Below are 17853 nucleotides of genomic sequence, written 5' to 3' on the forward strand. Positions count from 1 at the left end.
CGCTCGGCGCGCTCTCGGCTGGCAGGAGACGGGGCGCGGCCCCCCCGGCGCTCGAAGCTCGAAGAGGAGGCACATCCGTGAACACCGCGATCGCGACGATCAATCCAGCGACGGGAGAGACGCTCGAGACCTTCGAGCCCCTCTCGTCGGCGGCGCTGGAGCAGAAGGTGGCGCGCGCGCACGCCACGTTCCGCAGCTTCCGGCAGACCCCGGTCGCCGAGCGCGCCCAAAAGCTCCGCCGGGCCGCCGAGATCCTGGAGGCCGAGAAGGAGCAGCTCGGGCGGCTCATGACGCTCGAGATGGGCAAGACCATCGGCTCCGCCGTCGCCGAGGCCCAGAAGTGCGCGACCGTGTGCCGCTACTACGCCGACAACGCCGAGCGCCTGCTCGCCCCCGAGGAGGTCGCCACCGACGCCGGCAAGAGCTACGTGGCGTTCCACCCGCTCGGCCCGGTGCTCGCCATCATGCCGTGGAACTTCCCGTTCTGGCAGGTCTTCCGGTTCGCCGCGCCGGCGCTCGTCGCCGGCAACGTCGGCCTCCTCAAGCACGCGTCGAACGTCCCCCGCTGCGCGCTCGCCATCGAGGACATCCTCCGCCGGGCCGGCTTCCCGGAGGGCGCCTTCCAGGCGCTGCTCACCGGGACCGACGTGGTGCCGCGCCTGCTCGCCGACCCGCGCGTCGCGGCCGCGACGCTCACCGGCAGCGAGAACGCGGGGCGCAGCGTCGGCGCCCACGCGGGCAAGCACCTCAAGAAGGTGGTGCTGGAGCTCGGCGGCAGCGATCCGTTCATCGTCCTGCCGAGCGCCGACCTCAACGCCGCCGTCGGGACCGCGATCAAGGCGCGCATCATCAACAACGGCCAGTCCTGCATCGCGGCGAAGCGCTTCATCGTGCACGAGTCGGTCGTGCCGGAGTTCGAGCAGCGCTTCGTCGCGGCCATGCGGCGCCTCCGGGTGGGCGATCCGATGGACCCGTCGGTCGACGTCGGGCCGCTCGCCACGGCGCAGATCGCCGCGGAGCTCGAGGAGCAGGTGCGGGCCTCGGTGGCCGCGGGCGCGCTCCTGCTCACCGGCGGCAAGCGGCTGAAGGGGCCGGGCAACTACTTCCCGCCGACCGTGCTCACCGACGTCCGGAGCCCCTCCCCGGCGGCCGACGACGAGCTCTTCGGCCCGGTGGCCGCCGTCTTCCGCGTCGCCGACCTCGACGAGGCCATCCACATGGCGAACTCCACCCGGTTCGGCCTCGGGGCGAGCGCCTGGACCCGCGACCCCCAGGAGCGCGAGCGCCTCATCGACGAGCTCGAGGCCGGCCAGGTGTTCATCAACGGGATGGTCGTGTCCGACCCGCGGCTGCCGTTCGGCGGGGTCAAGATGTCCGGCCACGGCCGCGAGCTCTCGTCGTACGGTCTGCGCGAGTTCGTGAACATCAAGACCGTCTGGATCGCGAAGGACGAACGGCCGAGGGGCCTGCCAGCAACCGAGTAGACCGAGTAGACGGAGTAGATCGTGTCCGACGATCCGGCCGTAACCGCTCTGCTGAGCGAGTATCCTCCCGCAGCGCAGCAGCTGACCTTGCGCGTGCGCAAGCTGCTCCTCCGCATCATCCCCGACGTGCACGAGCACGTCTATCCAGGCTGGCGGATCATCAGCTTCCGCATGGGCGACGCGCACAACCACCAGATCTGCTGGCTCGCCCCGCAGCGCTTCGGCGTGAACCTCGGCTTCGAGCACGGCGCCGAGCTGCCCGATCCGGGCGGCCTGCTCACCGGCGACGCCAAGCGGGCCAGGAACGTCCATATCCGCTCGGCCAAGGACGTGGACGTCGCCAAGATCGCCGCGCTGGTCACGGCCGCCGTCGAGCTCCGCCGGGACCGCTGACCGCGCGGGGCCGCGCGGCGCGAGGGCGGCGGGCGCCGCGGCTCAGGAGCGCCGGTAGACCACCCGCCCGCCGGTCTTGCCCAGCGCGTACGAGAACCCGAGCTCCAGCGTGGAGCGGGTGACGATGCCCCCGAGGTCGAGCCCCTGATCCACCATGAGCCGCGCCGCCTCCGGCGCGATCCCGACGAGCACGACCTCGGACCCGAGCATCGCGGCGGCGCGCGCCGCCTGCGCGATGTGGCTCGCCGCGCTCGCGTCGACGACCGCCATGCCGGTCACGTCGATGATCACGGCGCGCGCCTTGTGCTCGGAGATCTCCTGCAGCATCGCCTCGATGAAGCGGCCGGAGCGCTGCGCGTCCAGCGTGCCGACGATCGGCATGACGAGGACGCCGGGCGCGATCGGCACGGCCGGGCTCGACATCGCGGCGATCGTGTCGAGGAGCGCCTCCTGGCGGCGGCTCAGCGACTCGAGCTCCCGCGTCCGCTCCTTGATCCGCGAGAGGAGCCGCGCGTTCTCGAGCACGACCGCCGCCACGGAGGCCACGCGCTCGATCAGCGCCAGGTCGTTCGCCGAGCACGCGTCGGGCCGCGGGCTGCTCAGCATGAGGACCCCGAGGACCGCCTCCCGGGAGAGCAGCGGCACGCCGACCAGCGTGCGCGCGCCGTTCCAGCGGGCCTCGACGACGTCGCTGAAGTGCTGGTACTCGCTCGACGCGGTGTCGATGACGAGCGAGCTGCACGAGCTCATCACCCGGCCCACGAGGGAGTCCTCCACGACCGGCGCGCGCTCGTCGTCGACGAGGCTCTCGCGCTCGGCCATGCCGATCACCAGAAACTCGAGCGGCCGCCCGCGGCCCGACGCGCCCAGCCGGCGGTTCGTGATCCGGCGGGCGGAGCTCATGGCGAGGTGATCCGAGAGCGCCACCGAGAACGGCGTGCGCTCGACCGTCACGACGTCGAGGCCCGTGTCGATGAAGCGCGACGCCGGCAGGGCCTCGAGCGCCGCCTCGACGCCGCGCGTGGCCATGTCGTAGAGCACCTGCACGCCGCGGTACCCCATGTCGTACTCGCGCTGCACGACCGCGGCGTGGATCACGCCGTCCTGGAGCATGGCGACCGTGGGCGTGATGAGGTCGAAGGCGACGAGCTTGAGATCCCCGGACCGGCCGAGCGTCACCGAGGCCGCGCCGAAGCTCGGGCCGTTCTCGCTGCACACCCCGAACGCGCCGGCGATCTCGGGGTCGTCGCGCAGCGCGGAGGTGGCGAGCTCGATCCCGCGCGCGGGGTCGAAGTGGTTCTCGAGGGGCGCGCCGATGCGGATCGCCGAGCCGGCGACGGCCTCGCGGAAGCCCTCGAGGCGCTCGCCCGCGTTGGACACGGCGAAGGAGGCGGCCTGGGTCACGACCAGGCCGCCCTGCGGCAGGAGCCGCAGCATCACCTCGCCCGCGAGCCTGCCGGCGGCCCGGTTGTCGGTCCCGATGTAGACCGGGGCCGCGCTGCCCTGCACGGTCGGCGAGTCGATCGCGACCACCGCGACGCCCGCGGCGACCGCGCGGCGGATGAGCGGCTCGAGCGCGGCCGGATCGATCGGCGCGACGGCGATGCCCTTCACGCCCCGGCGGAGCCCTTCCTCGAACAGCGCCTCCTGCGACGCGGGGTCGGCGCCCATCCCGCTCCTGAACCCCACCGCCACCCGCAGATCCCGCCCCGCGGCCAGCGCGCCATCGCGCACGTTGTTCCAGTACGCCGTCATCGGCCGGCGAGGGGCCTTGTAGAGGCGCAGCGTGCGCCGCGCGTCCGCCGCGGGCTCGCGCCCCGCGTCCTCCAGGATGGCGAGGTCGATCGTGCCCCAGCGCGGGCCCGTCTGCACGCTCCGGATGCCGTCCGCGAGCGTCTCGATGAGCTCCACGAGGTCGACCGACTCGGCGACGGAGCTCAGCACCTCCTCGAGCAGGCGCAGCTCCTGGGCGACCTGCGCCTTCTCCTCGAACAGGCCGCGCCGCTCGAGCGCGGCGCCCGCGCTCTCCGCGACCGACTCCACGAGCGCGCGGTACGGGCCCGAGAGCGGCGCGTCGTCCGGCTGCTCCAGCGCGAGGTAGGCGCCCGGCCCTCCGAACAGGGGCACCGGCACGACCTGCACGTACGCGCCCTCGGGCGGCCAGCCGGGCCGCTCCGCGACCTCGGGCAGGTGCGCCCGGTACCACGCGGCCGCGGGGACGAGGCACGGGCCGCGCGCCGCCTCGGGCGCGGCGGCCGGACCGAACGGCGCCGACGCGCTCAGCAGCCCACCGTCCGACGGCGTGCGCAGCTTGCCCGGCAGGATGCCGTCGAGCCCCACGGTCGCCGTGTACGCGAGCCGCCGTCCCGCGCGCACCAGCAGGCCGCCGCGCTGCGCGCCCGGGAGGCTGGCCATGGCGCGCTGCACCAGGTGGTGGAGCGTCGAGAAAACATCGAGTCCGGTATTCATGCAGATCCGTTCAGCCGGTCACCCGGTCGCCCGCCGCGCGCGATGCGAGGGGCGCTGCGCTAGCAGGCGCGAGCGGCCTCGTGCTTGTCAAGCGGAGACGATGAGAGCACCGTACCGCACCAGGAGCTCGCCCCCGCATGAAGCTCGCCTCTCTCCGCGGCCCCGGCCGCGACGGCACGCTCATCGTCGTCCGCCGCGACGGCCTCGCCTACGCGCCGGCCGGCGCCGCCTTTCCCACGCTCCAGGCCGCGCTCGACGACTGGGAGCGCGCCGAGCCGGCGCTGCGCCGCATCGCCGACGACATCGAGCGCGGCGGCGCGGCCGTGGCCCCGCTCGCCCTGGAAGAGCTCGCCGCGCCCTTGCCCCGCGCGTACGAGTGGATCGACGGGTCGGCGTACATCCACCACATCGAGCTCGTGCGCAAGGCGCGCGGCGCCGAGCCTCCGGAGACGCTCACGACCGATCCGCTCGTGTATCAGGGCGGCTCCGGCGTGCTCCTCGGGCCGACCGACGACATCGTCCTGCGCGACGAGGCCTGGGGCCTCGATTTCGAGGCCGAGGTCTGCGCCGTCCTCGGCGACACCCCGCAGGGCGCGCGCCGCGACGAGGCCCACCGGCACATCCGCCTGTTCCTCCTGGCCAACGACGTGACGCTGCGCAACCTCGTGCCCGCCGAGCTCGCCAAGGGCTTCGGGTTCTTCTGCTCGAAGCCGGCGACGGCGTTCTCCCCGTTCGCGATCACGCCGGACGAGCTCGGCGACGCGTTTTGCGACGGGCGCGTCCACCTGCGGCTGCGCTCCACGTACAACGGCGCGCTCGTCGGCGACCCCGAGGCCGGCCCGGAGATGCACTTCTCGTTCTTCGACCTCATCGAGCACATCGCCAGGACCCGAAGCTTCACGGCCGGGACCCTGCTCGGCAGCGGCACCGTCTCGAACCGGGATCCGGCGCGCGGCGTGTCGTGCCTTGCGGAGAAGCGGATGCTCGAGATCCTCGCGCACGGGGCGGCGAGGACGCCTTTCATGAAGCCAGGAGACACGATCATGATCGAGATGCTGAATCGCTCGGGAGAGAGCCTGTTCGGGCGCATCGCGCAGCGGGTGGTGGCCGGATGAGCGTCGCGCTCACGGGGCTCACGCTCTACGGTTACTGGCGCAGCTCGTGCAGCTGGCGCGCGCGCATCGCCCTCGCCCACAAGGGCATCGAGCACGCGTACCGGCCGGTGAACCTCGTCCGAGACGGCGGCGAGCAGCTCCGCGACGACTACCGGACCAAGAACCCGATGGCGCAGGTGCCGCTGCTCGAGTTCGAGCAGGGCGGCGCCGTCCGGCGCGTGTCGCAGTCGGTGGCGATCATCGAGCTGCTCGAGGAGCTGTTCCCCGCGCCGCCGCTCCTGCCCGCGGATCCGTACCTGCGCGCCAAGGCGCGGCAGCTCGCCGAGATGATCAACTCCGGCACGCAGCCGATGCAGAACACCGCCACCCTGAAGTACGTGCGGGACGAGCTCGGCGGCGACGAGCGGGCGTTCGGGCGCCGCTTCATCGCGTCGGGCCTCGCCGCGTTCCAGGCGGCGGCGGGCGAGCTCTGCGGGCGCTTCTGCGTCGGCGATCAGGTCACCGTGGCGGACGTGTTCCTCGTGCCCCAGCTTTACAATGCGCGACGTTACGACGTCGACCTCGCGCCGCTCTCGACCCTCACGCGGATCGAGGCGGCGTGCATGGCGCTGCCCGCCTTCCAGGCGGCCCACGCCGACCGCCAGGTCGACGCCGTCGCGGGCGCGTAGCTCACCCCCTGCGTTCACCCCTCGCGACGGAGGACCCAGATGGCCAAGGTGGAGTCGATCGGCATCAAGCGGGTGGAGGCCCTGCACTACTACGTTCGCGACCTGGAGCGGAGCCGCAGGTTCTACACGGAGAAGCTCGACTTCCAGGAGACCGCCGCGAGCTCGCCGGAGCTGAACGCGGCGGCGGCGCAGCGGTCGGTCGTCTTCCAGGCCGGCGAGTGCGCCATCGTCTGCTCGCAGCCGATCGGCGAGGGCGGGCGGGCGTGGCGCTACCTGCGCAAGCACCCCGACGGGGTGGGCACGATCGTCTTCGAGGTGGAGGACGTGGACCGCGCCTTCCGGCTGCTCGACGGCCGCGGGGGCACGCCGATCGACGAGATCCACCGGGTGACCGAGGGCGGGGGCACCTTCGCCTCGTTCTCGATCACGACGCCGTTCGGGGACACCACCTTCCGCTTCGTGGAGCGGCACGGCTACCCCGCGCTGTTCCCCGGCTGCGTGGCCCACGGCGCGCCCCAGGGCGGCGAGAACCGCTTCGGGATCGCCCGGTTCGATCACATCACCTCGAACTTCCAGACGATGGCGCCCGCCCTGCTCTGGATGGAGCACGTGCTCGGGCTCGAGCCGTTCTGGCAGATCGCGTTCCACACGAACGACGTCGCGAAGGACGCGGGCCACGGCTCGGGCCTGCGCTCGGCCGTGATGTGGGACCCGGGCTCGGGCGTGAAGTTCGCCAACAACGAGCCCTACCGGCCGCACTTCAAGAGCTCGCAGATCAACGTCTTCAACGAGGAGCACCGCGGCGACGGGGTGCAGCACGTGGCGCTCGCCGTGGACGACATCCTCGCCGCCGTGCGGGCGATGCGCGCGCGCGGCGTGGAGTTCATGCCGACCCCGCCCGCCTACTACGACCTCCTGCCCGAGCGCCTGCAGCGGCTCGGCGTCGGGAGGCTCGACGAGGACGTGGCGGCGCTGCGCGAGCTCGAGGTGCTGGTCGACGGCGACGGCGCGCGGTCGTACCTGCTCCAGATCTTCCTCAAGGAGTCGTCCGGCACGCACCGCGATCCGGACGCCGGCCCGTTCTTCTTCGAGCTCATCCAGCGGAAGGGGGACCGCGGCTTCGGCGCCGGCAACTTCCGGGCGCTGTTCGAGAGCATCGAGCGGCAGCAGAAGGCCGAGGGGCGCGGCTGATGCTCGATCGCGTCGTCGCCGGGAGCGTCCCCCCGAAGCACCACATCGCCCTCCGGAGCGCGGCGGGGGAGCTCCGCTACGAGGAGTGCCTGACGCGGGCGGGCTTCGACGGCCCCTACACGATCGCCTACCACGAGCGCCGGCCGCACGAGCACCGGCTCGCGCGGGCCGAGCACGGCTTCGCGCTGCCGGTCGCCGCGCCGCCGCGCCCGCTCGCGAAGCGGCACTACCGGTCGCAGGACCTGCCGCGGAGGGGCGGGCCCGCGATCGACTGCCGCGTGCCGCTGCTCTTCAACGACGACGTGGTGATCGGGCTCGCCCAGCCGGACGCCGCCGATCCGGTGTACTTCGCGAACGCGGACGCCGACGAGCTGCTCTTCATCGCGCAAGGCGGCGGCGTCCTGCGCACGATGCTCGGCGATCTCCGCTTCGAGCAGGACGACTACGTCGTCGTCCCGAAGGGGCTCTTCCACCGCTTCCTCCCGGACGCCGCGCCCCAGCGCTGGCTCTCGATCCAGGCCGCGGACGTCCACCTCCCGCGGCAGTGGCGCAACGAGGTCGGCCAGCTGCGGATGGACGCGCCCTACTCCCACCGCGATTTCCGGCGGCCCACGTTCGTCGGCCCGCTCGACGAGGGCATCCGCGCGCTCGTCGTGAAGCGCGGCGGGGCGTTCCACGGCTTCGCCTGCGAGCGCTCTCCGCTCGACGTCGTCGGCTGGGACGGGACGGTGTACCCGTTCGCGTTCCCGATCGAGCGCTTCCAGGCGCGCGTCGGGCTCGTCCACCTGCCGCCGGACTGGCACGGGACGTTCGCGGCGCGGGGCGCCCTCGTCTGCAGCTTCGTGCCGCGCCCGGTCGACTTCCACCCGGAGGCGATCCCCTGCCCCTACCCGCACTCGTCCGTCGACTGCGACGAGTTCCTGTTCTACTGCCGCGGCAACTTCACCTCGCGCCGCGGCGTCGGCCCCGGCAGCATCTCGCACCACCCGGCCGGCGTCCCGCACGGGCCGCACCCCGGCGCGTACGAGGCGAGCCTCGGGAGCCGCGCGACGAGCGAGCTCGCGGTCATGCTCGACACGACCCGCCCGCTCGCGGCCACCCCGGCCGCGCTCGAGGTGGAGGACCCGGGCTACCAGGACAGCTTCATCGCAGGCCCGTGATGGGGCCCGGCGCTCAGGGCTTCAGGAAGCAGTTGCTGTTGCAGTCGTTGAAGCGCTGGGCCTCCTCGAAGTCGATCCCGTTCAGCCCGTCGCAGGACACGCGGACGATGCACTCGGCGTTGCACGCGACCTCCTCGGGGCACGCCTCGGGGCCGCTCCCGAAGGGGGCCCCCTGCCCGCACCCCATGAGGCGCTCGTTGGCCTGCTCGCAGACGGTGCGGAAGACGAAGACGCCGCACTGGCGGAGGTCCCGCTCCTGGTCGACGCAGCCGTCGTAGGAGAGCACGTCGTCCTTGCACTCGGCCTCCGCGTCGACGCAGGCCAGGTACTCGTCGAGGAAGGCGGGGCAGCTCGCCTCCACCGCGGCCTGCCTCGCGGCGTCCGTCTTGTCGACGCACTCGCGGTACCGCGCCTCGCTGCAGCCGCTGCAGTCGCACATGAGATCGCAGACGCGCTCCTCCTGCGAGGGGCAGCCGGCGGCGAGGAGCGCGCCGCCGGCGGCGGCCAGGGAGAGGAGCGCCTCGAGGAGGCGCGGCGGGCGGGGCATGGCGGCGCGCATGGTGGCTCGTTCCTTTATTTCGGCATCTTGCCGAGCCGCTCGAGGAGGGCGCGCACGAGGAGCGGCCAGGCGACCGTGGCGTCCGCGTACACCTCGGCGAACCGGCCGCCCTCCTGCGGCGCGGTGAACTTCCCCCAGCTCACGCCCTCGGAGTAGGTGCAGCCGGAGAGGCCGCCCCAGTGCACCGGCTCGGGACAGATGCGGACGCCGTACTGGAACCGCGGGTGATCCACCTCGATGTCGAGGCGATCGCCCACGATGTCGTAGAACGGCGCGACCTGCTGGGCCCAGTTGCGCGGGACACCGCCGCCGATGGTGAAGATGCCGAGGCGCTTCTTCGTGCGGACCAGGCGGGCGTAGCTCAGGAGATCGAGGAACGGGTTGTACGGCGGCGGCACCGCCTCGCGCCACACGTCGAAGCCCGGCTTGTCGCCGTGCTGCGCCTTCACCTTGCGCAGCATCCACGTCGCGACGTCGAGGCCCATCTCGCTGTCGGTGAAGGCCGGCACGTAGACGGGCACGTTGCGGAGGTACGCGCTCCGGAGCACGCCGGGCGAGTCGCCCATCTCGGCCAGCGCCTTGCCGAGCTGGCGGCAGATGATCTCGCTCGACCAGGGCGACCCGCTGTCCAGCTTGTCGAGCTCCTTCCGGACGAAGACCTCGATGGCGTTGAGGTTCTTCTCCATCTCGAGCGTGTCGTAGACGCGGTTGTACCCCTTCTCGAAGTACGCCTCGTCCGAGATGGCCGGGTTCGCCTTGTAGTGGGTCAGTCCGACCGCCTCGCTCAGCCCGTGCGCCATGAGCGCCCCGGTGCTGATGATGCAGTCGATCATCCCGGCCTCGATCATCCGGACGATGACGACGCCCATCTTGGCCACCGTCATGGCGCCGGAGAAGGTCGCCACGACGAGGCAGTCCTCGTCGCGCACCATCGTCTCGAGCACGTCGCACGCCTCGCCGAGCGCACGGCCGCTGAAGGCGGTCCGGCTCATCGCGCGGAGCAGGTCGTCGAACGACCCGATCTTCAGCGGGTCGAGCGCCTCGAGCGGGACGAGCTTGTCTTCAACTCCATCGCCGAGATGGCGGTGCGAGGAGCGCGGGTGTTTCGAAGAGGACATAGCGCGCGAACATATAGCCGCGCGAGGGGTGGGGCGTCGAGCACGAAGCTCCCCGCGGCAGCGGCGCTTCAGGGCCGGACGGGCAGGGAGCACGCGAGGCGGCGCGTGGTTCCACGTACGGCGCCGCGCGCCGTTCCTCCGAGCCTGCCAGCGCCTTCGCCGATCCCGCGCTCGCCACCTTCGGCGCGCTGGGCCGCGAGATCGGCGCGCACATACGCGATCTCGCCCGCGCCGGGGCGGGCGCTCGGCGGGGCCTCGGCCCGGCGCTCGGGCTCGATCAGCGCGGCGATCTTCGCCACGCAGGCGTCACGCCCCGACACACGGACGTCATAGACAGCCGTGCTCGCGATCGCGCCGCGGCCGTCGAGGGTCGCGGCGGCGCTCGCGCGGTCCAGCACGAAGCGGTCGCCGCGCGGGCGCGCAGGGCACGCCGGAAGACGGGTGAGCTCGGCGCGGACGTTCGGGGCGATCTCCCAGCCATCGAGCGGCAGGAGCGGCGGGGCCTTCGCCGGCGTGGCGGCCTCCGGAGGTGCGCCCGGCGCGGCCGTCTCCGGAGGCGCTCCACGCGCGCCTCGCTGCGCGGGCGCGCCCGGCGCGGCCTTCTCCGCGGGCGGGATCGGCACCGTGCGGCCGAGGGTCAGCTCGCGGAAGCCGAGCAGCAGCGGCACGCCGGCGGCCGTCGGCTGCCCGAGCGCGCGCGCGCCGCGGCTCGCGAGCGAGGCGATCGGCCGCGGGGCCTCGCCGGATCGCCACGCGATGAGCGACGTGCCGCGGAGCCACGCGATCGGCCCGTCCGGCGCCTCGCCGAAGGTGACCTCCGCCTCGGGCATCAGCTCCTGCGGCGCCTCGACGACCTCGGGGCCGCGGCCGGGCCTCGCCCGGACGAGCAGGTCGCGGCCCGAGGCGCGCACGCCGAAGACGATCCGGTCGCCGGACGCCGCGAACCGCGTCAGGATCGCGTCCCGGCCGACGCCCGCCGGCGCGGGGCCCGTCCACGAGCGAACCCGGGCCCCGAGCTCGGTGGGGTCGAGCCAGCGCAACGTCCACGAGGCGCGGGGCGCCGCGGCGCCCCGCCCCGGGCCGGCGCGCCCGGCCGCGCCGTCGGGCGCGGTCGCCTCGAGCACGGCGACGGTGGAGAGCGGACCCCAGCGCCGGTCGCTCACCGACGAGGCGCGCCGCTGCCCCGCGGGCCCGGGCGTCGCGCCGCCCGCGAGCAGCGCGAGCGCCTCCTGCGCGCTGCTCGGCGGCGGCACGCCCGGCGGCGCGGGCGGCGGCCCCGGCTGCGCCGTGCAGGCGAGCGCGCGCTCCGGGAGCGCCGGGGGCGGGCGGTGCGGCAGGAGCGGCGCGGCGTCGAGCGCCGGCCCGGCGGCGGGCGCCCCCGGCGCGGGCAGCGCCGGGCCCCAGCCGACGCGGAGGTAGGCGTCGATCTTGAGGCCGACCTCGTTGACGGCCAGCACCCCGGGCTCCGCGAGCAGGTCGCCGAGCTGGGCGGCGGCCTCCAGGGCGCGGGGCGGGGCCTCGACGGGCGCCCACGAGCGGCCGGCGTCGGTCGACGCGAGCACCTTCCCCTCCCCGACCGCGACGCCGCGGCCGCCGTGGATCAGCGCGTGCGCGGCGCCGGCCAGGCGAGCCCGCGACGCCTCGCCGCCGCGGGGCACGACCGCGGCGGTGAGCTCGCCGGACTCGTCGGCGACCACGAACGACAGGGCGCCGTCGTGCCCCTCCTCGATCGGGCTGACCACGTGGACGTCGCCGCCCCCGCCGCGCAGCCAGCCGAGCGGGATCAGCGGCTCCTCCCGGCCGCGGGCGTCGATCACCGCGACGTGGGCCCCGGCCGCGGCGCCCTCGCGGCCCTGCGCGCCCTCGCGGCCCTGCGCGCCCTCGCGGCCCTGTCCGCCGCGGGGCGCGGGCTCGGCGGCGGGCTCCTCGCGGGGCGCCACGTCGCTGTCCCAGAGGCCGCGCACGATTGCGATCCGGCCGTCGGCGAGCGGCCCCGCGCCGCGCCAGTGGATGTCGGTGCCCGGGCGGACCGTGATCCACGCCCCGCTCGGCTGGCGCACGCACGCGCTGCCCTCCTCGTCCGCGTCGCACGGCGCGAGCAGCATGGCGCCTCCGCTCGGCGACACCCGGAGCTCCGCCTCGCCGCTCCGCAGCAGGACCGGGGGCTCGCGGCCGAGCGGGCCGCCGGCGGCCGCGACCTGGAGCACGCCGAACGGATCGTGGCGCCTGTCCGCCCCCTCCTCCCCGAGCGCGCAGGCCACCCACGCCGAGCGCCCCGCGCGGCCGACGCCGCAGGCGCTCAGCCACCAGTCGCCGCGGCCGAAGCTGGCGGTCTCGTGCAGCGCGCCCGAGGCGAGGTCCACGCGGGCGAGGAGGCCGTGGCTCGCCGTGATCGCGGCGCTCCCCCACGCCGCGCCGCTCGCGATCGCGGCCTCGAGCGGGTGGCGCCCGGTCGCGCGGATCCAGCGGAGCAGCGGGGCGTCCGCGCCGGGCTCGGGCGCGTCGCCGGCCGGCGCGAGCCGCGCCTCGGCGACAAGGATCCGCGCCTCGCGCTGCCCGGGCGGCGCCGCCGCGCCCTGCGCGACCGCGAGCAGCGCGTCGCCGCGCAGGCGCAGGCCGGAGAGGTGAAGCAGGGCGGCGGGGTCGGTCCCCTGGCCGTCGCCGGGCGGCGCCGGGCCCACGGGGCGCCACGACGCGCCGCCGTCGGCCGTGACCGCGAGCCCCGCCGCCTCGAAGAGCCCGGCGCCTTGCCGGAGGTCCCGGAACGCGACGGCGCGGAGCGGCAGGGCGGGCAAGCCCGGCAGCGCGCGCGGCTGCCCGGTCTCGATGTCGAGGAAGCTCGGGAGATCCGAGGCGGCGTCCCACACCGCGACGACGGCGGGCCCGCCGCCGATGCGAAGGAGCTCGGTCTCGGACCGGGCGAGGATGGCGGGCGCGCCGAGCGGATCGTCGAACCGGTAGACGCCGTGGACCCCGCGCCCCACGAGCCGCGGGCCGGCGGCGGACGGCACGAGCGCGAGCTCGATCAGGGGCTCCGGGCAGGGGGCGGTCTCCGGCCGCGCTGCGCCGTCGCTCCCGACGAGGACGCGCCGGCCGCCGAGCAGGGCCATGGTGCCGCCCGCGGCCCGGGGGCCGACCGCGGTCGCGCCGCTCGCGTCGACCCAGCGGGCGCGCAGGAGCTCCGGCGCCGGCGGCGCGGGGTGCGCCGGCGCGGGCGCGCGGCCCTCCTGCGGCGCGGGTCGGGGCGGCGCGCCCCCGCAGCGGGCGAGCGCGAGCGCCGCGAGGAGCGCGGCCGCGCGCCGCGACCGGCGCGGAGGCGCTGCGAGGCGGGGGGCGCCCGCCGCTCTGGACTGCATCATCGCGGCGGAGCCTACCGTGTTCCGCGGCCGCGGCGACGCCGCGAGCGCCGAAGGAGGCGCCGGACGCGGGGTGTCCGCGGACGCTGCGAGGGCGACCGGGGCTCAGTGGACGGTCGAGGCTGCGTGTTCCGGGGCCGGCTCGCGGTCCAGCGACTCGGCCCTTCGGGCGAGCAGGGCCATGAGCCCCCTGGCCCCGAGCACGGCGTAATCGGACACGCAGTTGTTGAAGATCGCGTGGACCCGCTCCGCCTCCTGGGAGAGCCGCGCGACGGTCTCGGCCCAGGGGTCGAGCTCCGCGGGATCGTAAACGTACCTGAACTTCTCGTTCACGCTCACCGAGGCGCCCCAGGTCTCCGCGCGGCGGCCGTGAAAGCGCACCACGGCGAGGCGCGGATCGCCGACGAGCGGGGTGGGAGGCATGCTGTTCTCCTTGCCCTGCGGCTCGTCGACGATGACGTAAAAGGCCTCGAGATCCCGCAGGAAGTCCACGACGCGCTCGATCCGGTCGGGCTCGCCCCAGGACGCGTGACGGAGCTCGACGGCGAGCGGGATCCCCTCCATACGAGCGCGGCAGTCCTCGATGACCCTCACGTTGCCGCGCGTCGCCGTGAACCACGGCGGGAACTGGAAGAGCACGTACCCGAGCTTGCGCGCCTGCCGCAGCGGCTCGACGGCTCGCCGGAAGCGGTCCCAGAGCACGTCTCTCGCCTCGGCCGGCAGGTCGCCGGGATAGAGACGGCGCCTGTCGAGGAGCGCCGGCGGCAGGGCGCGCTGGACGTCCGCGGGGAGGCGGACGGGCTCCACGGGGTGGTGGGTGAGCGGCGCGAACGCCTTCATGTTGAACACGAAGTCGGGCGCCGTCCGCTGGATCCACTGTGCCACCGTCGCCGTGGCGGGGAGGGCGTAATAGGTCGAGTTGACCTCGACCACGGGGAACTGGGACGCGTAGAACTTGAGCCGTTGCTCCGGGCTCGACGCGCCCTTCGGATAGAATCGCTGGCTCTTCACCAGGGTGGGGTCGGTCCAGCCGGCGGTCCCGGCGAGGACGTTGTCCCAGCGGGCGGGCACAGGCGCGCACCCCGCGAGAGCGCTGGCGCGCGCGAGCCGATCCTCGTGCTGGTGCGGAGTCTCCTCTGAGGGCGACCGCGGCGGGTCGCGCAGGGCTGCTTCGTGCATATCGAGGGCAACGTAAGGCCTTTTCTCGGCGACGGAAGCGCTCTCCAGGAGATTCGGCCAGCGGCGCTCATCGTATCTCCTGGAGATCGCGCTGCCGTCGAGCACGTGTTGCGCACGTACGCTCACGCCCGCTCGCCGCGTTCGACACATTCCGCTCGACATTGGAATTTTCTCACGCGCTCTGGGGCGCTCCGGGCGTCGCGAGCAGCGGATGTCGATCCGGCGCAGGCGGTCCACCATCACCCCCTCGCCGGGGCCTTCGTCGCTTCTCCTCCGGGCCGCTTGAATCTACGGGATCGCCGAGCTCCGGGAGAGCCCAGATTGTGCATGCGCCGCCCCGCTCCGTGCGCTATACTGAATAACGGCAGGGGCTTGGTGCATTCCTGCGTGACAGAGGTGGTCGATGTACTCAGCGAACCGTCGCAGGAATATCGAGCGGGAGGAGCGCATGCTGCTCCGCGGGAAGCGGGAGCAGGCAGCCGGCAAGCTCCTTCACAGGGTGCCGGATCTGACTAGCTTGAACCTGGAGATCCGCGAGGCCAGGCCCGACGCGGCCAAGAATGACACGCAGTACATCCGCCGCGTCGTCGTCGAGCACGCGGCAGCGCTGTTCGAGATGCCGTGCTCGTACTCTTCCTGCGACAACGGCGGCTACGACGTGACGCAGGAGGTGCTGAGCGCCCTCGCTTCGCGCACGGCGCGCTTCGAGGGCGAATGCGTGTGTCGGGGCAGCTGTGGCAGCGCGTTCTGCTCCAGGGTCCTCCGGTACGTCGCCACGGCCACGTACCGGTCGAGCCCCCAGGCGTAGGGACCGGGGACGGCGGTCCTCGCCTGAGGCCGCCTCGGACGTCGCGAACGGATCAAGCCTACCGAGGACGTTTGAGCGAGCTCGACCGGACGTCGGGCCGCGCGGCAGCGTACGGAACGAGCGAGGCGGTCACCCGCGCAGGAGATGGCGGGCACCTGGGGCCGGCGCCGCGGCGGCGCCCGGATTGCCAGGGGATTGCCAGGGCCGCCGCGCGCTCCGGTCGGCGAGCGCCCTTCGGGCGACCTGCAGCCTGCGGGCGGTCGTGGCCGGCTTGAGTCCCTGGAGCGCGCGGCGCCGCTCGGCCCGCGGATCGGGGCGGCATCTGCCCTCCTGGACGGCTCTCCAGGCGGCGATGAGCACGTCCTGGAGCACATCCTCGCGATCCTCGCGGCGACACCGCGAGCGACGGCCGTGGCCGCGATCAGGCGTCGCTCCGCGACGAGGGCGTCGATGGGGGGCGAGACCGCGGGGCGCAGCGGCCTTGAGAGCACCGGAGCAGGCGGCGCACCGCGCTTGCGACGGCTCACCGGGAGCTCCGGCACGCCGCGCCTCGACCGACCGGCGGCAAGCAGCGGGGCGAGCGCGCGCGATGGAGCGTGGGTGTTCCGGCTGCGCGCCTGAGCGCACCGGGGTTGCCCCTGTCGCCATCTCTCGACACGACCTGAGCTCTACGCGATGGGGGCTCGTTCGGCGGGCACGGGTGGGATGCGAGCTTGTAACGTCGATCCAAACGCCGATGCCGGGATGACAAGCATGGATGTGGGCCCGGACAATCGCCTCTACATCCTCGATATGGTGGCGTTCCCGCTCAAATCCTCGTATCGCGGGACCGCACGACCATGGAGACCTCTCCGCCGCGCGCACCTTCGAATCCGCCCGGCGGTGTGATGGTCAATCTCGTCGGGACCATCTACCGTATCGGCACGGACGGCACCGCGACCGAGACGACGCCCACGCTCGACGACGTCACGGCGGATGGGATCGACTCCCATGCCCGCTCGAGGTCGGCCCTGCGGGCGAGGTCGATGTCATCAGCACAGAGGCGATCTACCGCGCCGTACCCGGCTGAATCGGGCCCCCCGCGAAGAGCGGGCCCAGGGCGAGGTCACGCGCGGCGCCCCGGCCACGCCGGCCGCCTCGCCAGCGATCGGGCTCGAGAGACGACGGAGCCGGTTAGATGGTCGCGCAGGTCTGAACGGGGGCCGGTCGGAACGCCGATCCAGACCCGTCTCCCGTGCGGGTGACCGCCGCTCGCGACGGGCCCGTATCCGGAGCGGGTGACCGCCGCTCTACGGCGCCTCGGGCTCGAGATGTCTGCGCCACTCGTCCCGCGCGCTCGCGTATGCGGTCCGGGCGGCGAGCTCGCGCTCCACGCCGGTGATGGCGGGCATCTTGCGGCGCAGCAGCTCGCCCGGGAGGGCGATCTCCACCTGAGTCCGCGCTTCGCGCAGCGTGCCGGGCCATCCGCCCGCGGTGGGGCGGCCTTCGCGATGGAGGTCTTGACGCCACCGCTCGGCCCACGCCTGGCCCACGGCGGTCGCGCTCTGCTCGATGAACTGCTGCCGTTCGGTCGGCCGCGCAGCGCTGTCCGGATCGGTCGCCGGCTCGGGCAGGGCGCCCTCGGCGCCCCGGCTGGGCGCGGCGCGTTTCACTCCACGACCGGGGGCTGAGGCCCCGGGATGATCCCCGCGATGTCCGGATCCTCTCCCGGTGCGCCGTTGCTGCCGGGGCCCTTTTCCTTGCGGCGCGCGACGCGGTTCGCGTCTTTCTCGCGCTGCTTCTCTTGCCGTGCGCGTTCCTTTTGCCGCTTCAATGCTCCCTGCTTCTGCATGCGGAACCAGGCCTTTCGGCGCCCTCCGGCGCGTTCTTCAGCGCCCTCGGGCGCGCTCTGAAAGCGCAAGCGCGGCGGAGCATGAGCTCCGCCGCGCCGCGCCGGTGATCAGTACCGGTCCCGACCGCCGCCGCGGCCGCCGCGGCCGCCACCACCGCCGCCGTAGCCGCCACCACCGCCGCCGTAGCCGCCACCACCACCGCCGCCGTAACCGCCACCACCACCGAAGCCGCCGCCGCCACCGCGCGCCGGGCGCTCCTGCGCCTCGTTGACCTTGAGCGGGCGGCCATCCAGGAGGGCGCCGTTCAGCTGCGAGATCGCGCTGTTCGCGGCCTGGACAGAGCCCATGGTCACGAACGCGAAGCCGCGCGGCTGCCCGGTCTCACGATCGGTCGGCATCGCGATCTCGCGAACCTCGCCGGCCGAGGCAAACGCGGACTCGAGCGTCTCGCGGGTGGTGCTGAACGAAAGATTTCCTACGTAGAGACGATTTCCCATGTCATCCTGCTTTTACGGCTTTCT

The 17853-nt window shown here is 73.9% G+C and carries 15 protein-coding genes; 7 read left to right on the plus strand and 8 right to left on the minus strand.

Annotated elements, in window-relative coordinates:
* Nucleotides 1–77: 77 nt before the first annotated feature.
* The gene (locus tag WMF26_RS35780) at nucleotides 78–1484 is read left to right on the plus strand and encodes an NAD-dependent succinate-semialdehyde dehydrogenase (RefSeq protein WP_437332744.1); all 1407 of its coding nucleotides are present in this window, start codon (nucleotides 78–80) and stop codon (nucleotides 1482–1484) included.
* Nucleotides 1485–1505: 21 nt separating this feature from the next.
* On the plus strand, nucleotides 1506–1877 hold the full coding sequence (locus tag WMF26_RS35785; RefSeq protein WP_437996378.1) for a DUF1801 domain-containing protein: 372 nt from the start codon (nucleotides 1506–1508) through the stop codon (nucleotides 1875–1877).
* Nucleotides 1878–1919: 42 nt separating this feature from the next.
* On the opposite strand, the gene WMF26_RS35790 is transcribed toward WMF26_RS35785, so the two are convergent.
* Nucleotides 1920–4346, minus strand: coding sequence for a substrate-binding domain-containing protein (locus tag WMF26_RS35790; protein WP_437996379.1), 2427 nt, complete (start codon nucleotides 4344–4346; stop codon nucleotides 1920–1922).
* A gap of 137 nt (nucleotides 4347–4483) precedes the next feature.
* On the opposite strand from WMF26_RS35790, the gene WMF26_RS35795 reads away from it, so the two are divergent.
* Genes WMF26_RS35795 through WMF26_RS35810 form a run of 4 tightly spaced genes read left to right on the plus strand, consistent with a single transcriptional unit; the run spans nucleotide 4484 to nucleotide 8480 of the window.
* Complete coding sequence (locus tag WMF26_RS35795) at nucleotides 4484–5461, plus strand: fumarylacetoacetate hydrolase family protein (RefSeq protein WP_437996380.1); 978 nt, start codon at nucleotides 4484–4486, stop codon at nucleotides 5459–5461.
* Nucleotides 5458–6129 (plus strand): maleylacetoacetate isomerase, encoded by a 672-nt coding sequence (gene maiA / locus WMF26_RS35800; RefSeq protein WP_437332748.1) that lies wholly within the window; start codon nucleotides 5458–5460, stop codon nucleotides 6127–6129. Before WMF26_RS35795 ends, maiA begins: the two co-directional genes overlap by 4 nt.
* Before the next feature lie 39 nt (nucleotides 6130–6168).
* The gene (locus tag WMF26_RS35805) at nucleotides 6169–7320 is read left to right on the plus strand and encodes a 4-hydroxyphenylpyruvate dioxygenase family protein (RefSeq protein ID WP_437996381.1); all 1152 of its coding nucleotides are present in this window, start codon (nucleotides 6169–6171) and stop codon (nucleotides 7318–7320) included.
* On the plus strand, nucleotides 7320–8480 hold the full coding sequence (locus tag WMF26_RS35810; protein ID WP_437996382.1) for a homogentisate 1,2-dioxygenase: 1161 nt from the start codon (nucleotides 7320–7322) through the stop codon (nucleotides 8478–8480). The genes WMF26_RS35805 and WMF26_RS35810 overlap by 1 nt, the downstream gene beginning before the upstream one ends.
* Before the next feature lie 13 nt (nucleotides 8481–8493).
* Here WMF26_RS35810 and WMF26_RS35815 read toward each other — a convergent pair whose 3' ends face one another.
* The 4 genes from WMF26_RS35815 to WMF26_RS35830 all read right to left on the minus strand — a co-directional run bounded on the left by WMF26_RS35815 (nucleotide 8494) and on the right by WMF26_RS35830 (nucleotide 14584).
* Nucleotides 8494–9039: a hypothetical protein gene (locus WMF26_RS35815; protein ID WP_437332751.1), complete on the minus strand. Its 546-nt coding sequence runs from the start codon at nucleotides 9037–9039 to the stop codon at nucleotides 8494–8496.
* Between the two features lie 14 nt (nucleotides 9040–9053).
* Nucleotides 9054–10157: a deoxyhypusine synthase family protein gene (locus WMF26_RS35820; RefSeq protein WP_061628233.1), complete on the minus strand. Its 1104-nt coding sequence runs from the start codon at nucleotides 10155–10157 to the stop codon at nucleotides 9054–9056.
* Nucleotides 10158–10225: 68 nt separating this feature from the next.
* Entirely contained in the window at nucleotides 10226–13516 is a 3291-nt protein-coding gene (locus WMF26_RS35825; RefSeq protein ID WP_437996383.1) for a hypothetical protein, read from the minus strand.
* A gap of 102 nt (nucleotides 13517–13618) precedes the next feature.
* Complete coding sequence (locus WMF26_RS35830) at nucleotides 13619–14584, minus strand: DUF72 domain-containing protein (RefSeq protein ID WP_437996384.1); 966 nt, start codon at nucleotides 14582–14584, stop codon at nucleotides 13619–13621.
* 556 nt (nucleotides 14585–15140) lie between these two features.
* On the opposite strand from WMF26_RS35830, the gene WMF26_RS35835 reads away from it, so the two are divergent.
* On the plus strand, nucleotides 15141–15500 hold the full coding sequence (locus WMF26_RS35835; protein ID WP_020739002.1) for a hypothetical protein: 360 nt from the start codon (nucleotides 15141–15143) through the stop codon (nucleotides 15498–15500).
* 1289 nt (nucleotides 15501–16789) lie between these two features.
* Here WMF26_RS35835 and WMF26_RS35840 read toward each other — a convergent pair.
* From WMF26_RS35840 to WMF26_RS35850, 3 genes are all read right to left on the minus strand, one after another.
* The gene (locus WMF26_RS35840; RefSeq protein WP_061626016.1) at nucleotides 16790–17152 is read right to left on the minus strand and encodes a hypothetical protein; all 363 of its coding nucleotides are present in this window, start codon (nucleotides 17150–17152) and stop codon (nucleotides 16790–16792) included.
* Nucleotides 17149–17331, minus strand: a complete 183-nt coding sequence (locus tag WMF26_RS35845; protein WP_061626015.1) for a hypothetical protein — start codon at nucleotides 17329–17331, stop codon at nucleotides 17149–17151. The genes WMF26_RS35840 and WMF26_RS35845 overlap by 4 nt, the downstream gene beginning before the upstream one ends.
* A 108-nt stretch (nucleotides 17332–17439) precedes the next feature.
* Nucleotides 17440–17829: an RNA recognition motif domain-containing protein gene (locus WMF26_RS35850; RefSeq protein WP_020739007.1), complete on the minus strand. Its 390-nt coding sequence runs from the start codon at nucleotides 17827–17829 to the stop codon at nucleotides 17440–17442.
* Between the last annotated feature and the right edge of the window lie 24 nt (nucleotides 17830–17853).

Source organism: Sorangium sp. So ce185, from assembly GCF_051526825.1.
GTDB classification, from domain to species: domain Bacteria; phylum Myxococcota_A; class Polyangia; order Polyangiales; family Polyangiaceae; genus Sorangium; species Sorangium cellulosum_D.

Coding starts and splice junctions, on each gene's coding strand:
- WMF26_RS35790 (WP_437996379.1), bottom strand. CDS start 4,346: ATGAATACCGGACTCGATGTTTTCTCGACGCTCCACCACCTGGTGCAG.
- WMF26_RS35795 (WP_437996380.1), top strand. CDS start 4,484: ATGAAGCTCGCCTCTCTCCGCGGCCCCGGCCGCGACGGCACGCTCATC.
- maiA (WP_437332748.1), top strand. CDS start 5,458: ATGAGCGTCGCGCTCACGGGGCTCACGCTCTACGGTTACTGGCGCAGC.
- WMF26_RS35805 (WP_437996381.1), top strand. CDS start 6,169: ATGGCCAAGGTGGAGTCGATCGGCATCAAGCGGGTGGAGGCCCTGCAC.
- WMF26_RS35810 (WP_437996382.1), top strand. CDS start 7,320: ATGCTCGATCGCGTCGTCGCCGGGAGCGTCCCCCCGAAGCACCACATC.
- WMF26_RS35815 (WP_437332751.1), bottom strand. CDS start 9,039: ATGCGCGCCGCCATGCCCCGCCCGCCGCGCCTCCTCGAGGCGCTCCTC.
- WMF26_RS35820 (WP_061628233.1), bottom strand. CDS start 10,157: ATGTCCTCTTCGAAACACCCGCGCTCCTCGCACCGCCATCTCGGCGAT.
- WMF26_RS35825 (WP_437996383.1), bottom strand. CDS start 13,516: ATGATGCAGTCCAGAGCGGCGGGCGCCCCCCGCCTCGCAGCGCCTCCG.
- WMF26_RS35835 (WP_020739002.1), top strand. CDS start 15,141: ATGCTGCTCCGCGGGAAGCGGGAGCAGGCAGCCGGCAAGCTCCTTCAC.
- WMF26_RS35845 (WP_061626015.1), bottom strand. CDS start 17,331: ATGCAGAAGCAGGGAGCATTGAAGCGGCAAAAGGAACGCGCACGGCAA.
- WMF26_RS35850 (WP_020739007.1), bottom strand. CDS start 17,829: ATGGGAAATCGTCTCTACGTAGGAAATCTTTCGTTCAGCACCACCCGC.